The sequence below is a fragment of the Fictibacillus iocasae genome, assembly GCF_042665465.1.
In the GTDB taxonomy this organism is placed as follows: domain Bacteria; phylum Bacillota; class Bacilli; order Bacillales; family Fictibacillaceae; genus Fictibacillus; species Fictibacillus iocasae.
The window spans coordinates 60,478-77,127 of sequence record NZ_JBHTCP010000002.1 but is presented as its reverse complement, the minus strand read 5'-3'; the positions used below and the strand labels follow the sequence as shown (position 1 = coordinate 77,127).

Sequence of the window (16,650 nt, the reverse complement as noted above, 5' to 3'; positions counted from 1 at the left end):
CTGTTTTAATTTAGCGAAGCTGCCCCTGCACTTACATCAAGATAATATGTGCCGCTTCCTTTGCTTGAGGATACGACCACTTTATAAGCGCCTGTTTTAGTTGGCTTGAACGCTGTATGATCTTGGCGTTCGTTTTGTGATGAACTTGCAACTGTTGCTCCTGTTGGGTCAATCAATGATACTTTATAGCTGTGCGACGGACCGAAGATTAAGAATCCTGGTGACCAATCAGGTGTAATGAGTGTAAGCGATATCGGGAAAGATGTGCTGTTCACATTTAACGTGTACGTGTGGCTTGCACCTGAACTCAAGCTTGCTCCTTTATAAAAATGATTCGGTACAGCCGGTCCTGCTCCGTTTAAATTAGCAGCTGTTGTAATTGCCGCATATCCGTCTAGACGGCCGTATCCATATTCGCTGTCCTTTCCTGAAGGGCCGAAATCCACCGCTGTTGTATAAAGAACGTTTTTAATTTCAGGCTCTGTAATCCCAGGCTTCGCGTCTTCCATCAGCGCGATCGTACCTGCGGTGAAAGGAGTGGCCATACTTGTTCCGCTGTAAGATACATACTGATTGCCGGAGTTCGCTTTTGCCGCTGTAATGTTAAAACCTGGCGCAAAAATATCAGGCTTCACGCGTCCGTCAGCTGTCGGTCCGCGGCTTGAGAAATACGTTAAGTTAAAGCCATTCTCGCCAAGATCGGCTCCTGCTCCGACCGTGATGGCTTTTTCTGCAGCACCTGGCGACCCGATTGTTTTTGATGTCGGTCCATCGTTTCCTGCTGCAACCGCGACAGCAAGACCCGCTGCAGATGCATTGTTAACGGCTACCGAGGTAGCATCCTTTCCATCAGAACTGCCAGATGTGCCAAGGCTTAACGATAGTACTTCGATTCCGTACACATCCTTGTTTTGAACAGCCCAATCGATACCTGCAGCAACTGTACTCATGCTGCCCGATCCTTGTGCATCAAGAACTTTAACGCCGACTAGCGCGGCACCTGGAGCTACACCTTTATGAGCAGGATTAGCATCGCCATCACCCGCCACGATGCTCGCGCAGTGTGTTCCGTGACCTTGGTCGTCATATGCCGTTGTTCTGTTGTTCACCAAGTCTTTCCACCCGATGACTTTTCCTCCGTCAAGATCAACGTGTGCTGCGTCAATTCCTGTATCTATAACCGCTACTACTGCGTCGTTTTTTGTGTAGCCGCGCTCATTTCCATCCATGTCACCCGTCAAGCCGTAATCGGCGCGAACTTTTTCTGTACCGAATGAAGCGTTTGCTGTTGCCAGATTCATTTTAACAGGTGCATCGTATTCTACCTGCTTGATAAACGGCAGCGCGTTTAATCGTTCAATCTGCTTAACCGTCATCGTCGCCGCCATGCCGTTGAACACTTTATAATCAAAGCTCTTTTTGAAAAAACCTAGTTTTTCAGATAACACGTCATATGCTTTGCCGCCAGCAAAGCTTTCATTGAACTGAATAATCACTGGCACTTTTTCGTCAGCGTTCATTTCCTTGATTTTCAATTCAAGATTGTCCTGCATTTTGTTGCGGTTTGTATCCATCATGACATCCGCCAGCGCGCTTTCTGCAGCCGCGTTCGGACTTGCTGCCATTACTGAAAATGGTGTCATTAATAATGTTCCTGCTAACATGGTTGCTGCCCATTTCTTTTTATTCACCTAAAATGCCTCCTTTGGATTATAGAAACTGCGAATGTTGTAATTTTCTGGTGATGCTCTTTCATCTTAAATTCCGCGAGAGCGCTTTGTGATGAGGCAAAATCATTATTTTGTACTTCATGACTTTCAATCTAGTAAAACATACAAAAAATCCACACATTGAAATGACCTATGCTTTATGTAAAGAGTTTTCCCAACATTAATAGTCTTTTTTGCCTATTAAGCTAAAAAACGTGCTGCTGCCACATTCACTCTAGTTCTTTTGAACAAGAAAAAAAGAGAGCCGTTTCAGCTCTCTTTTGAATAATTCGCATAAAATTGCATCAATATATATGCTGCCAAACGGCTCGTCATGTGACGGAAATCAAGTGTAGGATCGATTTCCACGATATCAAGTCCTTTTACATTTCCGTGTTTGGCGAGCCATACCATTCCCTCAATCAGCGTATCGCTATTCATGCCTCCTGGCCCGATGGCAGGACAACCCGGAGCGAACGCCTGGTCGAGAACATCCATATCGAGCGATACATACAGCACATCACACGACCTTCTTAATCTCGTAACGCTTTCTTCTAGAATCGTGATACAGCCTGTTTTTCTCACATCGTCCATTGTATAAACGGTCACACCATTATCTGATGCAAAATCGTGGTACAGTTTACCATTCGCAAAATCTCGAATGCCAATCTGGACAAGCTGATCTCCGTTGATGAAGCCATTTTCAATAAGCTGGCGAAAAGGCGTTCCGTTGGAAGGACCGCCATCCTGCAAGTTGCGCAGATCGTGATGAGCGTCAAACTGAATGATGCCGACTTTTCCATGAGCTTCTGAGAATGCGGCGATTGTTCCGGCAGAAATGGAATGGTCACCGCCAAGAAAAACAGGTGTCATATGTGGGCATTGCTTTAACAGAGAAGCTGCAGACTCTTTTATTCTACTCTGGCATTCTGCTAAATCCGTCACATGCATCGTAACATCGCCAAAATCTGTGATGCTCTCTCCCCATAAATCATGGCCGCTGCCGATCTGATAGGTTGTGAGCGTGTGCATCATCGACCGAATTGTTTCTGGCGCAAGATGTGCGCCAGAATGCGAGATCGATGTTTTGGATAATGGAATGCCAACAATCCCTATACCTGATACGATGCTTCCGTCCCACGGCGTAAGCAATTCTCCGGATTTTTTGATGCCGCGATCTATAAATTTTGCTAGGTTAGCCGGTTTAAGAAAAGGAACGGATTTCATACGTCTCTTTCCTTTCAGCCACTTTTTTCCCCTTTTTCCAAACCGTGTTCACATGGTTCACGCCATAATGATAGGGGATATAGTGATAGTTCGGCGCGTCCCACAGCACAAGATCCGCAGCGCGTCCTACGACAAGCGCTCCTGCCGTTTCACCTCTTCCGATCGCGTGTGCAGCATTAACGGTCACCGCGTTCCAAATTTCCTCCGGCTTCATTTTCAGCTTCAATGCGGCAAGTGTCATGATCAGCTGAATGTTTTCAGTCGGCGAGCTTCCTGGATTAAAATCGGTCGAAAGTGCGACCGCTCCGCCGTTATCGATAATAGCTCGAGCTGGCGCGAAGCTCTCTTTGTTCAAATAAAACGTCGTGCCTGGAAGTAAGACGGCGATCGTATCGTTTTCACCAAGCATCTTCACACCCGTTTCACTTGCTCCAACTAAGTGGTCAGCACTAATCGCACCGATCCCACACGCCATCTCTGTTCCGCCAAGCGGATCAATTTCATCCGCATGAATCTTTATACCGAATCCGTATGACTTCGCTTTTTCCAAAAAACGCTTTGACTGTTCTACAGTAAAAACACCAGTCTCACAAAAAATATCAACAAATTCAGCGAGATCGCGATGCTTGATCTCGGGAAGCAGCGTGAGCATTTCTTCTAAAAACGCATCTGGCCGTCCGCGGTAGTTTTCTGGAATGGCATGCGCGCCAAGAAACGTTGACACGATGTCAATGGGGTGTTGGTCGTTAAGCTTTGCTGCTGTTTCCAGCTGCTTCAGCTCGGTCTCACGATCCAACCCATACCCGCTCTTCACTTCCATCGTCGTCACACCATAACTTAAACATCTGTTTAAATGAAACATCCCTTTTTCAAACAATTCATCATCCGTCGCCTGTTTCGTCGCCCGGACAGTAGAGAGGATGCCCCCGCCTTGTGCAAGAATCTCTAAGTATGGAACACCTTGCTGCTTAAGTGAAAGCTCATGCTCACGAGAGCCACCGAACACAAGGTGAGTATGTGGATCAACGAGCCCAGGCGAGAGCAGCTTTCCTGAAGCATTCATTTTCTCTTTTGCTTCAAGGCCAGCGGCTTCTTCCGCTGTTCCGATAAATGCAATCCTGCCATTCTTAATGCCCACCGCACCCTTGTCAATTACACAAAGTTCTGCCATGGCTGCACCCTTTAGAGGGCCTCCATCACTTTTAGGCGCAATCACCTGACACGAAGTAATCAATAAATCGAGCATGTGTTTCTCCTCCTTAGTTTTCAAGCATTGGCATAGATACGCCTTTTTCTTTAGCTGTTGTGACAGCCAGGTCATAACCAGCATCCGCATGGCGGACAATGCCCATGCCCGGATCAGACGTGAGAACACGCTCTAACCGGCGTGCGGCATCCTCTGTTCCGTCTGCGACGATAACCATGCCGCTGTGCAGTGAATACCCCATTCCAACTCCGCCGCCATGATGAAGCGATACCCAGCTCGCTCCGTTCACCGCATTGATCATCGCGTTAAGAATCGGCCAATCCGCGATCGCATCACTGCCGTCTTTCATGCTTTCCGTCTCACGGTTCGGCGAGGCGACAGAACCGCAGTCTAAGTGGTCACGACCGATGACAATAGGTGCGGAAAGCTCTCCGTTCGCAACCATCTCGTTGATGATGCGGCCGAATTTCGCGCGCTCGCCATAACCAAGCCAGCAGATGCGTGATGGAAGGCCTTGAAACTGTACTTTCTCCTGCGCCATCTTAATCCAGCGGCATAGGTGCTCGTTTTCACTGAACTCACGCAATATCACTTCATCCGTCTTGCGAATGTCTTCTGGATCTCCCGATAATGCGACCCAGCGGAAAGGTCCCTTTCCTTCACAGAATAGCGGACGAATGAACGCCGGTACGAAGCCTGGGAAATCAAACGCATCCTTGACTCCTTCATCAAGCGCGACTTGGCGGATGTTGTTGCCATAATCGAACGCGACCGCACCTGCTTTTTGCATATCAAGCATCGCCTGCACGTGTACCGCCATCGAGTGCTTCGCTTTTGCGATATAGTTTTCAGGGTCGCGCTGGCGAAGTTCTGCTCCTTCTTCTATTGTTAGTCCGATCGGCAGGTAGCCGTTTAGCGGATCGTGAGCACTCGTCTGGTCTGTTACCATGTGAGGAATCTCTTTCATCTCAACAAGCTTCGGTAAAATTTCAGCCGCGTTGCCAAGAAGACCGATAGACAGCGGTTTTCGTTCTTTCATCGCTTTCTTAGCAAGTGTTAGCGCTTCTTCAATGCTTTTGCACTTCACATCTAAATAGCGTGTTTCGATGCGGCGGTCAATTCTTGTTTCATCACACTCGATCGCGATTACAACACCATCGTTCATTGTCACCGCCAGAGGCTGAGCACCTCCCATTCCGCCGAGTCCTGCAGTAATTGTCAGCGTCCCTTTTAAATCGCCGCCAAAATGCTTTCGGCCTGCTTCAGCAAACGTCTCATACGTCCCTTGGAGAATACCTTGGGTACCGATATAGATCCAGCTGCCCGCGGTCATCTGGCCGTACATCATCAACCCGCGTTTTTCCAAGTCACGGAATGTTTCCCAGTTCGCCCATGCTGGCACGAGGTTCGAGTTCGCCAGTAAAACACGAGGCGCATCGGTATGTGATTTGAACACCGCGACAGGCTTGCCTGACTGCACGAGTAATGTTTCGTCGTTTTCAAGTTTCTTCAACGTTTCAACGATTTTTTCGTAGCTTTCCCAATTTCTCGCCGCTTTTCCAATTCCGCCATACACAACCAATTCATCTGGATTCTCAGCTACTTCACTGTCCAGGTTGTTCATCAGCATGCGCAGTGCTGCCTCCTGCACCCAGCCTTTTGCCTGAAGCTGCGTGCCTCGTGCTGCTTTAATCCCGCTTTTTACATTTGTCATCTTCTTTTCCTCCTCTTACGCTTCCATCAGCGTATTTTTTTCTAGTCCAATAAATGTATCATTCCATCCTAAGCTTCTGATTAAGCTCGCTGTTCTCTCCATGTCATAATGAAAAATTCGGTCTGAGAAAATAGAAGCACATGCTGTCCTGCCAAGCTCGTAAACCTTTTTCGTACGCGGGGATAATAATTCCACACCGCGATAATCGGCAGCCTGCATCGCACAAATCCATTCTGTTGCAAGCACACGCGTTGTGTTGGCGATAATCATCGCACAGTGTCTCGATCCGATTGTCCCCATGCTCACATGATCTTCCTGGTTCGCAGACGACGGAATTGAGTCCACACTTGCCGGGTGTGCGAGTGTCTTGTTCTCCGATACGAGTGATGCTGCTGCATACTGCATGATCATCGCCCCTGATTCAAGACCAGGATTGCTGCTTAAAAATGGTGGAAGGTCGTTCAGCTGAGGATTGACCAGCCGTTCGATGCGCCGTTCAGAAATGTTCGCCCATTCGGCTACAGCGATTTTTAGAAAATCCATCGCAAACGCAATCGGCTGACCATGAAAGTTCCCGCCTGAAATGACTTTTTTTCCACCATCAAAAATTAGCGGATTATCAGTTGCCGCGTTCATCTCGATCTCAAGTTTTTCTTTTACATACCCTAGCGCCTGCCATGATGCACCATGTACCTGCGGGATGCACCGTAAAGAATAGGCGTCCTGCACACGCAGTTCTCCTTGCCTAGTCGTCAGCTGGCTGTTCTGTAAATAGTCACGAATCCGTTTGGCCACCGCTGTCTGCTCAGGATAGCCGCGCGCGATATGAATTTCTTCTTCAAACGCATCGGTGATTCCTTTTAATCCTTCCATCGTAAGGGCAGCGATTCCGTCTGCCGCAAATCCAAGCTGCTCAGCGTGCAAATAGTTCAGCACGCCCTGTGCGGTCATCGCCTGTGTTCCGTTAATGAGCGCAAGCCCTTCTTTCGCAGTAAGAACGAGCGGTTCAAGACCCGCTTTCATGAGTGCATCATTTCCACTCATCTTTTCGCCTTGATAAAATGCTTCTCCTTCTCCTAATAAAACGAGCGCAAGATGCGAAAGAGGCGCCAAATCGCCGCTTGCCCCAAGAGAGCCTTGCTGCGGAACGACAGGATGAATGCGATGGTTCACTAGATCGATGAGCCGCTCCACCACAACCGGACGCACACCAGAGAGCCCTTTTAGCAGTGCGTTCGCCCGGAAAATGAGCATAAGACGGCTTACTTCCTCAGGAAACGGCTCTCCAATACCGCACGCATGGCTGCGAATCAGATTCAGCTGCAATGTTTCCACATCATCCGGTGCGATCAGCACATCACTGAACTTTCCAAACCCTGTCGTAATGCCGTATACGATTTCTTGTGACGACACGATTTTCTCTACCGCCCGGCGGCTATCCGCTACCCGCGCCATCGCCTCACCACACGCCACAACCGCAGCATTCTCCCATAAAATTCGCTTAACCTGCTCCATACACAAACTCTGTCCAGTTAACGTAACCATAAATGTTCCCCCTCTTTTCTTTAATCTGAAGGTAGTGCCATCCATTTCATAACTTCTTGACCCTTCGTTTTAGATGGGTAAAGATTATTTGCTGAGAATTTGTTTTACATTCCTCTTGAATTCTTCTTTGCTAAAGTTGATTGGAGTGAAAGGCGCCGACTCCAGCGGGACGAGTGGGAAGGTGAGACCTTTTAATGGCGCGTAGCGACAAAAGGGCTCACCTCCCGCCCCGCGGAAAGCGTGCGCCTGTAACGCAAATCAACCGCTTCTTGAATTCTTAACATGCTACGAAGTTTGCATAAATTCTTACCAAAAAAACACAAAAAGAGGCCGCATCCAAAAGCAAACACTTTTGAACACAGCCCCCTCACAGCTCATGACTATGGGCTACTATATATGATTAATACCCAGACCAACCGCCTCATGCTCCAGTCCTTTTACAGGAGCTCCGATTGTTCCGTACAATGCGACCGCGATCCAGTCACCTTCTTCAGCTTGATCATACGGATTGCCGCGTACGACCACAAAACGCAGACCTACCGTTCGCAGCACGGTTCCTAACTGCACATGACCTCGCGTTACACCGTAAATTGCTTCCATGATCGCGTGATACAGCGCATGTGTTTCGCGATAAATGCTGCCTTTTATGACGTCTTCTTTCTTGGCACCCGTTTCAATCGCCGCTACGACTTTATTAGACTCCATCGAGCCGACTTTTCCAACACAATAGCGCCAGCCAAGTTTTTCAATCTGTTTTACATAGCTGTCATCGAGACAGCTGAGCATAGCCACCTTGCCTAGCAGCTTTTCATTCGCAAGACTCATGTGTTTCCCTGCTCTCTTTCTGCTAACGACTTATCAACTGCTTTTAGTGTATGCGTTTCCATTCAGTCCGTCAATTCCCTTTCAACAACTTATTGCGGTGACTAATTAAAGGGATAAACCAGTGTATAGAATATAACATGCCTGTCCATCCTGTTAGTAATAAAATGAAGAAAAGAGTGATAGAATGCTAGATGTTCAGAAGGAAATTATATTGGCGTCGATGCTTCGTACTCCTTTGGCAGATGAGAAATCACCGTATGATTTTTTTGCAGCCTATGACAGCACACATACTCCGTATCTTTTGCTGCCGACTGCAAAAGGCTTGCTGCATGACGGTGCATTGTTCACGATCGCGTTTGAAGGTAAACCGGATAATGCCTATTCCTTTACATTAAGCAGCGTCGTTCAGCCTCGCCGACTCGATGATTTTGTACTGTTTCATGATCAGCTCGAGTTTTTCTTCGGCCCTGATCAGAACATGCTTACATCATTCCTAAAAAGCGATGCGTATTTGTCCTACGTTTCTTGGACTCAAACCATGCTGCACGAGATGATTAAGATGGCTCTCGAAAAATGGCATCAATCAGAAGATGAGAGTGAAAAGAAAAAATGTAAAGAGCAGCTTACATTGCTGTTGAACGAATAAAAGAAAAACAAGAGACTTGTCCATAAGGCAATTCTCTTGTTTATTTAGCTTCCGCTGATGCCAGGCTGTTTTTATTTTGCTTTTTATTTTTCAGAAGAGCTGCTAAAAAGAGCAGCGGCAAATAGATAACGGCCATATAAAAGCCCACTTGGTTTGTGTAGTTGTTCAGCAAATTGATCAGTAATCGAGTGTTCAGCAGTTCGCACAAGATGAGCACTACACCCAGTATGAGAAGTAACACTTGATGCTGCCTAATTTTAAAGACAAGCTTGCCTATACGTGTGGAAGCCCATATTGACAATGTAATGTTCGTTAAAATTACCAGGCACCAAATGGAGACGAATACATAATCAAACCGTTCCACGAAAGACACTTGCACAATCTTGACCATGGAGAGCGTTGCCCACACGTTTCTTGCCAGCTGTTCTTGGCTAAAAAATGCGAACGTAATAATGGTTACGATTAAATACATGGATACCGTGAACATATTTCCAAAGTGAGCGTATTTCTGTGAGCTTTTCGCATTTTTTATAAAAGGATAAAAAACGAGCAGTGATTCAAAGCCAAGGTAGCTGAGCATCATGCTTCTTGTAGAAGTGAAATAATCCCTCATCGACTCATCGAACACAGGAAGCAGGTTCGTAAACTGTGTATATTCAAGTGGAAACACAAGAAGGAACACAAGTCCAAACGGCAGCACCACCCCAAGAAAACACACGCCTGCCACGATTCGGAAACCGCCTGACACCACATAATAGGTTAGCAGTAAGAAAACAGCGGCAATTTTCCACGTTTCCAGAGTCGGAAACATCCAGACCTGCACCACCTCGATATACGTGCGCAGCACCGTCACTGACCAGACGGCGAAATAGGTTAATAACACGATGTTTAAACATGTCCCGATATATTTTCCGAACAGATTCTGATGAATTTGAGTAATATCTCCGCCCCCTGTATTGAGGACATAATAGATCATCCCAATCAGCAAGTGAATGAGGATGCCGGCAATCAGCACGGAAATCCAGGAATCATACCCTGCGTATTTTGCGATGACCCGCTGATAGCCAAGCACGCCGACTCCCACTTGAATAGAATGCACGAGAAAAAAGACAAGGTATGGCGACACTAGAAAATTTTCTTTAATTTTCGTCACTTCTCTCCCACCTCATCTCAATATCAACCCTTTTTATCTTTTCCTAAAATGAGAACATTATCCAAGAAGCAAAAAGAGCCTTGCATTATTCAGCAAGACTCTCCTTTACTTCTTATACAATTATTCAGCCTGTAAAAACATCTCCGTCTGGATATCGGATGTTCTCTTTAGCTGGCCGAGCAAGACTGAATGCCATCGTCAGCGGACCGAGCTTTCCGAAGAACATGATAAACATGATAATCAACTTCCCTAAAAAGGAAAGCTCAAACGTCAGTCCCATCGTCAGTCCAACGGTACCAAAAGCAGAAACGACTTCAAATAAAACAGGAAGAAATGGCGAGTCTTCTGTCAGCGTCAGCAGTACAGCTCCTAAAAATACAAACAAAATGCTGATCGTTGAAATGGCGAGCGCTCTAAAAATGATTGCGTTTCGTATAGTCCGCTTCATCATGATCGTCTCGTTCTTTCCTTTTAGAAAGGTGATGACGGCAAACACGATAACGAGGAAGGTCGTTAGCTTAATCCCCCCGCCTGTCGACGTGCTTCCTGCTCCAATGAACATGAGCAAAATGGTAAGAAGAACCGATCCATCCTCCAATGCACCGATATTGACCGTGTTAAAGCCCGCTGTTCTTGGACTGATGCCTTGAAAATAAGCGGCCCACAGCTTGTCCGACTCTGAAAGGGCACCTAACGTTTCTGGATTATTTTGTTCAAACAAATAGAAAAGAGTGATAGCGATAACATTCACGATAATGGTTCCAAGTATCATAACGCGCGAATGCAAGGACAGGTTGCGCCATTCTTTGGCTATCCACAAATCCACGATAACCGTAAACCCAAGTCCTCCCATAATAATAAGCATGGTGATTACGAGATTGACGACCGGATCGCCAACATAGCGGGTAAGGTTATCCGGCCATAGTCCGAAGCCGGCATTATTATAAGCGGCTATTGTATGAAAAATGCTGTAATACACCCCTTTAGAGAATCCGAGATCCGGTACCCAGCGAAGGGAAAGCAGAAACACAGCAATTGCCTCGATGACGATAGAAAAGATAAACAAATTCCGCACAAGCCTGATTACTCCTCCTATAGAAGGCTGGTTCAAGGCTTCCTGCATGATTAGTCGCTGCTTAATGCCAATCTGCTTTCCAAGCATAATTACGACAAGAACAGCAAAGGACATGATGCCAAGTCCCCCTACTTGAATGAGGAAAAGAATAACGATTTCTCCAAAAAGCGTATAGGTAGATCCTGGATCGAGTGTCACTAGACCTGTAACCGTTGCGGCAGAAATGGCGGTAAAAAAAGCATCTACCCATGAAATGCCTTTTTCAGTTGCAATCGGGAGCTTTAGCAAAAATCCTCCGAAGATAATCAGTACCCCAAAAAGTATTGCCAAAATCTGCGGCGGAGTCAGTTTTATTGGATTATACAGAAAGGACTTTCTTTCCGTCGTTTTTAGCACAGATGTTTACACTCCTTCTTCTTCAAAACGGTTCAGATCCTCATTCCGGCCGATGACCACGAGTATATCATGACGCTGCAGGGTCACATCAGCAATCGGTGAAACATGAATGTCGTCTCCGCGCTTTATCGCGACAATGTTGCAGCCAAATCGGGCGCGAACGTCCATTTCCGTCAGTGTGCGGCCGATTATTTTATCGCTTACTTCGATTTCAACGATGCTGTGCTCGTGCGATAATTCAATGAAGTCAATAATTTTTTCAGAGGTAATCAATTGAGCCACGCGCAAAGCCATATCACGTTCTGGATGAATAATCCGATCTGCTCCCAGTTTCTCCAATACCTTATGGTGATAATCGTTTTGAGCTTTCACCCAAACTTTTTTTACACCTGCTTCTTTTAACAGCAGCGTCGTTAAAATGCTCGATTGAATATCCTCACCAATCGACACGATCACGTGGTTAAAGTTTCTGATACCGAGTGACTGCAGTACCTTTTCGTCAGTCGAATTGGCTTGAACCGCTTGTGTAGCAATATTCGCGAACTCATTTACTTTTTCCATGTCCCGGTCGATCGCCAGCACATCATGACCCATCTGTGAGAATTCTCGTACGATGCTGCCGCCAAAACGACCTAATCCAATCACTGCATACTGCTTATTCATGCTTTACTCTCTCCTAACAAGCTGTTTTTGACAAACAAAAAAAGACCACCAAAAAATGGTCCGCAATGAAAGCTTTGCGACCTCTCCTTGATTACTTTACGCTTACGGGGTTAGCTGACGGATTAGGGACTGGAGTATCCCCTCCCGTACGCGCGAACGCACAGGACTCACCCCATAAAAAAAGTGGTTCCCCCGCCCTGCATCAATTTGATGCAGACTCAGCGATTAAAGTCTGATTTTGAATTACATTTAATGTAATCCTCTCTATTCTAAAAGTCAATGGTTAGTCAGAGGTTTTTACGAAGTGTTAAAACTTATTGGCAAGCTGTGCAAGAATGACCGCTGTCCCCACGATCCATACGTAAATAGCAAAGCCTTTTAGTGACCCTTTCTGCAAAAGAGATATCATCCATTTTACAGCCATGTACCCAAAAATGGCCGATGCGGCAGTTCCAGCAGCAAGAGCACCGAACGATACATGCTGGCTGCTCGCAGCCCAAAGGTCTTTAGACTGGAGCACAATGCCTCCAGCAATGGACGGAATCGACAGCAAGAAGGAAAAGTAGGCGGCGGCCGCAGGATTAATTTTTCGGAACAGTGCAGCTGCAATCGTTAACCCTGACCGTGAGACCGCTGGCAATATTGCGGCCCCTTGAAACGTTCCAATCATGACCGCATCGGCGATCGTAATATCCTCAAGTGACTTTCGACCATGCTTTTTATACGTTTCCGCCCACCATAAAAGGCAGCCTGTTGCGACAAACTCCCATCCTGCCGTCACACCGCTCTTAGATATTTCTTCAAAGAAATCTTGGAACAACAAGCCGATGGCCGCTGTAGGAATTGTACCTGCAATAATCAATAAGCTGATCCGGCTGAGTGGATGCCGTATTAACGAACGCACTTCTCTCCAATAAACGGTCAAGACGGCGATTAAGGTGCCGAAATGAAGCATACTGTCAAGAAACAGCCCGGCGTCTTCCAGCCCAAACAACTTTCTGCCAATCAGTAAGTGTCCGGTTGAGCTGATTGGCAGAAATTCCGTTAGACCTTGTACCATGCCTAAAATTAATGCTTCAAGTATATCCATGCAGCCATTACCTCCAGAAAGCCTGTCTTGTTAAAAGACTATTCTGAAGGGACCTCTCTTATTACAAGAGCCTGAAGGCTACAATACTCCTGAGAACAGACGGGCAAACGATTCTTTTGAACGCTCCGCTAAGCCCCGTTTATAAAATTCTACCGCTCCTACTTTAGACGATTCCTCCATATCCTCCTCATACTGGGAGATCAGTTCCTTTACAGAAGAACAGTTAAACAAAAAGGCGTTCACTTCGAAATTTAGGTGAAAGCTTCTCATGTCCATGTTTGCCGTGCCAATCGAAGCCATGTCGCCGTCCACAATAATGACCTTTTGATGCAGAAAGCCTTTTTTATACGAGTATATTTCTGTACCGCATCGCAGCAGTTCAGGAAAATAGGACCGTGTCGCATATTGAGTCAGAAATCCATCATTGATTTCAGGCACCATGATTCGAACCTTTACTCCTTTTTGGTTCGCGATCTTAAGTGCTGCTCTGATTGCTTCGTTCGGCACAAAATAAGGAGTGGCGATCCAGATGGACTTCTTAGCACAAGAAATCATCGTATAATAAAAATCACTCATAATCCCCTGCTGGGTATCTGGGCCGCTGGCGACAACATGCACCTCGCCATCTCCTTTTATTCTTGTCGGCTTGGTGTAATTCTCATGCTCAAACAGATCTTCGCCGCAGACATACTCCCAGTCTAAAAGAAAAATGGCATGCAGCGTCTGAACCGCCTCTCCTTCAATCAGCATGTGCGTATCACGCCAAAACCCGATGGTCGGATCCAGCCCCTCATACTCCACTCCTACGTTCAAACCGCCGGTAAATCCGATGACGCCATCAATGATGACAATCTTTCTATGATTGCGGAAATTAAGCTTTTGGTTAAAGAAACCGTAGCGGACCGGCAAAAAGGCATGCACCTTGACTCCCGCTTTTTTCATTTCATCAATATCACTTTGCTGAAGGGACAAGCTTCCGATTCCATCAAACAGGAAACGCACCTCCACCCCTTCTCTTGCTTTCTTCATCAAGATCTCCATTATTTCTTTACCGAGGCGGTCCGACCGAAAAATGTAGTATTGGATATGAATGTACTTTTGAGCTTCAAGCAGCCTTTTTTTCAGTTCAGGAAATTTCTCCGAACCGTTCTTTAATATCGTGGTTTTCGTTGAGCTGTTCATTTTTGTCAGCGCCACATTATGAGCATAATAGGCGAAACAGCGTTGATGGTCCGGCATGCCGGTAAAATCCGGCTTTTCATTTTCTTTGGTCACTCTAACCCATTCTTCACGGTCGTTCTTTCTTTTCGATTTGAAAAGATGGCCTTTCAAATACAGCTGTCCAGAATAAAGGTAAAAAATATAGCCGATTACAGGAAGGAAGACCAGAACATAAATCCATAGCAGCGTGTTTTGCGCGGTTCGGTTCTCAAGGATCAGCGAAAAAATGGTATGAAGGATGATCACCGTATAAAGCAAACCAAATAAAAGCTTCAAATAAAACGGATACTGAGCAAACAACACGGCGTATAGCGACCCGATCAACAATAAAGACAATAAGAACTCATAAACCCGTTTCATAACATGCTCCCTTTCTTTACTTTCCAGAATTTTTTCCCTTATTGCTGATAAACTAAACGAGCTCGAATTAAAGAATATGGTATGTAAATAAGAGACGGCTGTGCCGTCTCTTACCAGTTGTCGTGATCGTCTTCACTGTCGTGTTCAAATAAATCAATGGTACCTAGGACGATGTGGGCAAGTCCGAAGCCAAGGATTAAACTGGTTAGCGAGTTAGAGCTTTTTTTCCTCCCGCTTCCACTGTTCAAGAATGGCAGCGCACTCAGTGAAACGATAGTCCCTAACAGAACAGGAATCAGGCCTTCTCTTTTCAACATTTTCAACCCTCCTACTACTCAGCATGATAGTAGTATGAGCGAGGCGGGAAATTAACATGCAAGCATTTAGAATTCAGAGCAGGGGCTATTCGCTAAAATGGGAGCGGTGAATCCTATCACCACGTCAGCCTTATCATGAAATATTTTATAAGGCTTTCTTTGTGCAGAAAACACCCAGCTGGTCCTGTTTATTGTTTGCTGCCTTTGAAGTAGTAATCGGCGATGGCTTCTGCTACCGCTTCTGCGGATCGGTTTAATTCGTCGAAGCTGTTGCCGACTCCGCCAAATTCGATGAGCATGGCTTGGCTGGAGAGGTCCTGGTTATAGACGCCGTTTCCTTTTTGCTTGTTTTTCTTGATAACACCGCGGCTTAAGCCAGGATATTTTTTCTGAAGCAGTGCATGAAGCTCTTTTGCCATTTGTTCGTTTTTCTCATAGTTTGGATTGCTTGCGCCGACAACAAATAAAATTTTCGCATAGTTCTTGCCGTTTATTTCACGTGTGGTTTTCTCACGGCCTAATGAGTCTCGGTGCAGGTCGAACAGCATCGTCATCCCGCTGTTTCCGGCCATCGCTTCCTGGACAAGGGTCCTTGCCATCGGATAGCTTTTTTTGTAATCTGTATTATTTTTACGCAAAAGCTCCGTCATATTAGTGGTGTCGACAACCGTTCCGATGCCTCTTTTCTCCAGCTCTGCCCCAAGCTTCTTACCGACCATTGTGATGTTCACTTTTGAATGAACGGCATTGTCTGGGTTTTTAACCCCCTTTAAATGAGGGATGAAGGACTCCCAGCTGTGTGAATGGTAAATGTAGGCCACTTTCTTTCCTTGCGCACTTGGAGGGGTGCCCGGGTTCTCCGTTAGATCGGGATCCTCCAGCCTTTCCACATTCTGCACTTCGGCCTCTTTTCCGTCCATTAAAAATTCGATCGGCGGCGGTGATTCGTGAGCGATATTCGTGTAATCCGTACCTTCCCCCGCGACAACAATGGTGGAATCAAACTGTGCAAAGCCAGGCAGTTCGTTGCCAAGAAGACTTCTTATGTCACCTGGTTTAATGCTTGTGGCAAGCTCGAGCATCACTGCGGACATGGATGGCGGCTTACTTTGTTCCGGAAGCACCTGAGCAAAATAACGGTTTTCGAATCCTAATACATAAACGAGTGCTTCTCCCGAAAACTCTGCAAGCCAATGATGAAGCGATGAAGATGACAGCCTGTACTTGCTTTCGAAAGACGTAATAAAGCTTGTGGACAACACGATAAAAATGAGTGCTGAAACGATGTAAAGAGGCAGTTTTTTTAATAGAAATGACGGAATAAACATAGTAAGTACCCTCACTTTCTTTTGCGTTCTCTATTACAACCTATTCATTTGCTAGAGAAAGTAGAATGGTTTTTTATAATCTCGCGCTTCTATGGTTTCATTTTTTAAAAAGCCCATTTTGATAGAGCCTCCTTATCGAATCTTCCATGTATCAAATCCTTTGACTTCTTTCCA

At 46.1% G+C, this 16,650-nt stretch carries 14 protein-coding genes and 1 riboswitch; of the genes, 1 reads left to right on the top strand and 13 read right to left on the bottom strand.

All coding sequences use genetic code 11. From position 1 onward, the window contains the following. Positions 1–5 precede the first annotated feature (5 nt). From ACFQPF_RS00370 to hutP, 6 genes are all read right to left on the bottom strand, one after another. On the bottom strand, positions 6–1,691 hold the full coding sequence (locus ACFQPF_RS00370) for a S8 family peptidase (RefSeq protein ID WP_379744812.1): 1,686 nt from the start codon (positions 1,689–1,691) through the stop codon (positions 6–8). Positions 1,692–1,979: 288 nt separating this feature from the next. Continuing rightward, positions 1,980–2,936 (bottom strand): formimidoylglutamase, encoded by a 957-nt coding sequence (gene hutG, locus ACFQPF_RS00365; RefSeq protein ID WP_379744809.1) that lies wholly within the window; start codon positions 2,934–2,936, stop codon positions 1,980–1,982. After that, positions 2,914–4,182, bottom strand: coding sequence for an imidazolonepropionase (gene hutI / locus ACFQPF_RS00360; protein WP_379744806.1), 1,269 nt, complete (start codon positions 4,180–4,182; stop codon positions 2,914–2,916). Before hutI ends, hutG begins: the two co-directional genes overlap by 23 nt. Positions 4,183–4,195: 13 nt before the next feature. Beyond that, complete coding sequence (hutU, locus tag ACFQPF_RS00355) at positions 4,196–5,857, bottom strand: urocanate hydratase (protein ID WP_379744803.1); 1,662 nt, start codon at positions 5,855–5,857, stop codon at positions 4,196–4,198. A 15-nt stretch (positions 5,858–5,872) separates the two neighbouring features. Then, on the bottom strand, positions 5,873–7,402 hold the full coding sequence (gene hutH, locus ACFQPF_RS00350) for a histidine ammonia-lyase (RefSeq protein WP_379744800.1): 1,530 nt from the start codon (positions 7,400–7,402) through the stop codon (positions 5,873–5,875). Positions 7,403–7,792: 390 nt separating this feature from the next. Continuing rightward, positions 7,793–8,227: a histidine utilization transcription antiterminator HutP gene (hutP, locus tag ACFQPF_RS00345; RefSeq protein ID WP_379744797.1), complete on the bottom strand. Its 435-nt coding sequence runs from the start codon at positions 8,225–8,227 to the stop codon at positions 7,793–7,795. A 184-nt stretch (positions 8,228–8,411) separates the two neighbouring features. On the opposite strand from hutP, the gene ACFQPF_RS00340 reads away from it, so the two are divergent. Beyond that, entirely contained in the window at positions 8,412–8,873 is a 462-nt protein-coding gene (locus ACFQPF_RS00340) for a hypothetical protein (protein WP_379744793.1), read from the top strand. 40 nt (positions 8,874–8,913) lie between these two features. Here ACFQPF_RS00340 and ACFQPF_RS00335 read toward each other — a convergent pair whose 3' ends face one another. From ACFQPF_RS00335 to spoIIP, 7 genes are all read right to left on the bottom strand, one after another. Beyond that, positions 8,914–10,026: a GerAB/ArcD/ProY family transporter gene (locus ACFQPF_RS00335; RefSeq protein WP_379744790.1), complete on the bottom strand. Its 1,113-nt coding sequence runs from the start codon at positions 10,024–10,026 to the stop codon at positions 8,914–8,916. 124 nt (positions 10,027–10,150) lie between these two features. After that, positions 10,151–11,497 (bottom strand): TrkH family potassium uptake protein, encoded by a 1,347-nt coding sequence (locus ACFQPF_RS00330; RefSeq protein ID WP_379744787.1) that lies wholly within the window; start codon positions 11,495–11,497, stop codon positions 10,151–10,153. Positions 11,498–11,503: 6 nt separating this feature from the next. Next, the gene (locus ACFQPF_RS00325) at positions 11,504–12,160 is read right to left on the bottom strand and encodes a potassium channel family protein (protein ID WP_379744784.1); all 657 of its coding nucleotides are present in this window, start codon (positions 12,158–12,160) and stop codon (positions 11,504–11,506) included. Between the two features lie 84 nt (positions 12,161–12,244). Continuing rightward, positions 12,245–12,394: riboswitch (cyclic di-AMP (ydaO/yuaA leader) on the bottom strand. Between the two features lie 73 nt (positions 12,395–12,467). Next, the gene (locus ACFQPF_RS00320) at positions 12,468–13,250 is read right to left on the bottom strand and encodes an undecaprenyl-diphosphate phosphatase (RefSeq protein WP_379744781.1); all 783 of its coding nucleotides are present in this window, start codon (positions 13,248–13,250) and stop codon (positions 12,468–12,470) included. Positions 13,251–13,328: 78 nt separating this feature from the next. After that, a complete protein-coding gene (gene cls, locus ACFQPF_RS00315; protein WP_379744778.1) occupies positions 13,329–14,831 on the bottom strand; it encodes a cardiolipin synthase in 1,503 nt (500 codons plus the stop codon). A 110-nt stretch (positions 14,832–14,941) separates the two neighbouring features. Next, complete coding sequence (locus ACFQPF_RS00310; RefSeq protein WP_379744775.1) at positions 14,942–15,148, bottom strand: asparagine synthase; 207 nt, start codon at positions 15,146–15,148, stop codon at positions 14,942–14,944. 188 nt (positions 15,149–15,336) lie between these two features. After that, the gene (gene spoIIP, locus ACFQPF_RS00305) at positions 15,337–16,476 is read right to left on the bottom strand and encodes a stage II sporulation protein P (protein WP_379744772.1); all 1,140 of its coding nucleotides are present in this window, start codon (positions 16,474–16,476) and stop codon (positions 15,337–15,339) included. Positions 16,477–16,650: the final 174 nt, after the last annotated feature.

What these genes read in the sequence shown, in the direction of transcription:
- hutI (WP_379744806.1), bottom strand. Translation starts at nt 4,182, where the DNA reads ATGCTCGATTTATTGATTACTTCGTGTCAGGTGATTGCGCCTAAAAGT.
- hutH (WP_379744800.1), bottom strand. Translation starts at nt 7,402, where the DNA reads ATGGTTACGTTAACTGGACAGAGTTTGTGTATGGAGCAGGTTAAGCGA.
- ACFQPF_RS00325 (WP_379744784.1), bottom strand. Translation starts at nt 12,160, where the DNA reads ATGAATAAGCAGTATGCAGTGATTGGATTAGGTCGTTTTGGCGGCAGC.
- spoIIP (WP_379744772.1), bottom strand. Translation starts at nt 16,476, where the DNA reads ATGTTTATTCCGTCATTTCTATTAAAAAAACTGCCTCTTTACATCGTT.
- ACFQPF_RS00310 (WP_379744775.1), bottom strand. Translation starts at nt 15,148, where the DNA reads ATGTTGAAAAGAGAAGGCCTGATTCCTGTTCTGTTAGGGACTATCGTT.
- ACFQPF_RS00340 (WP_379744793.1), top strand. Translation starts at nt 8,412, where the DNA reads ATGCTAGATGTTCAGAAGGAAATTATATTGGCGTCGATGCTTCGTACT.
- hutG (WP_379744809.1), bottom strand. Translation starts at nt 2,936, where the DNA reads ATGAAATCCGTTCCTTTTCTTAAACCGGCTAACCTAGCAAAATTTATA.
- hutP (WP_379744797.1), bottom strand. Translation starts at nt 8,227, where the DNA reads ATGAGTCTTGCGAATGAAAAGCTGCTAGGCAAGGTGGCTATGCTCAGC.
- ACFQPF_RS00320 (WP_379744781.1), bottom strand. Translation starts at nt 13,250, where the DNA reads ATGGATATACTTGAAGCATTAATTTTAGGCATGGTACAAGGTCTAACG.
- hutU (WP_379744803.1), bottom strand. Translation starts at nt 5,857, where the DNA reads ATGACAAATGTAAAAAGCGGGATTAAAGCAGCACGAGGCACGCAGCTT.
- cls (WP_379744778.1), bottom strand. Translation starts at nt 14,831, where the DNA reads ATGAAACGGGTTTATGAGTTCTTATTGTCTTTATTGTTGATCGGGTCG.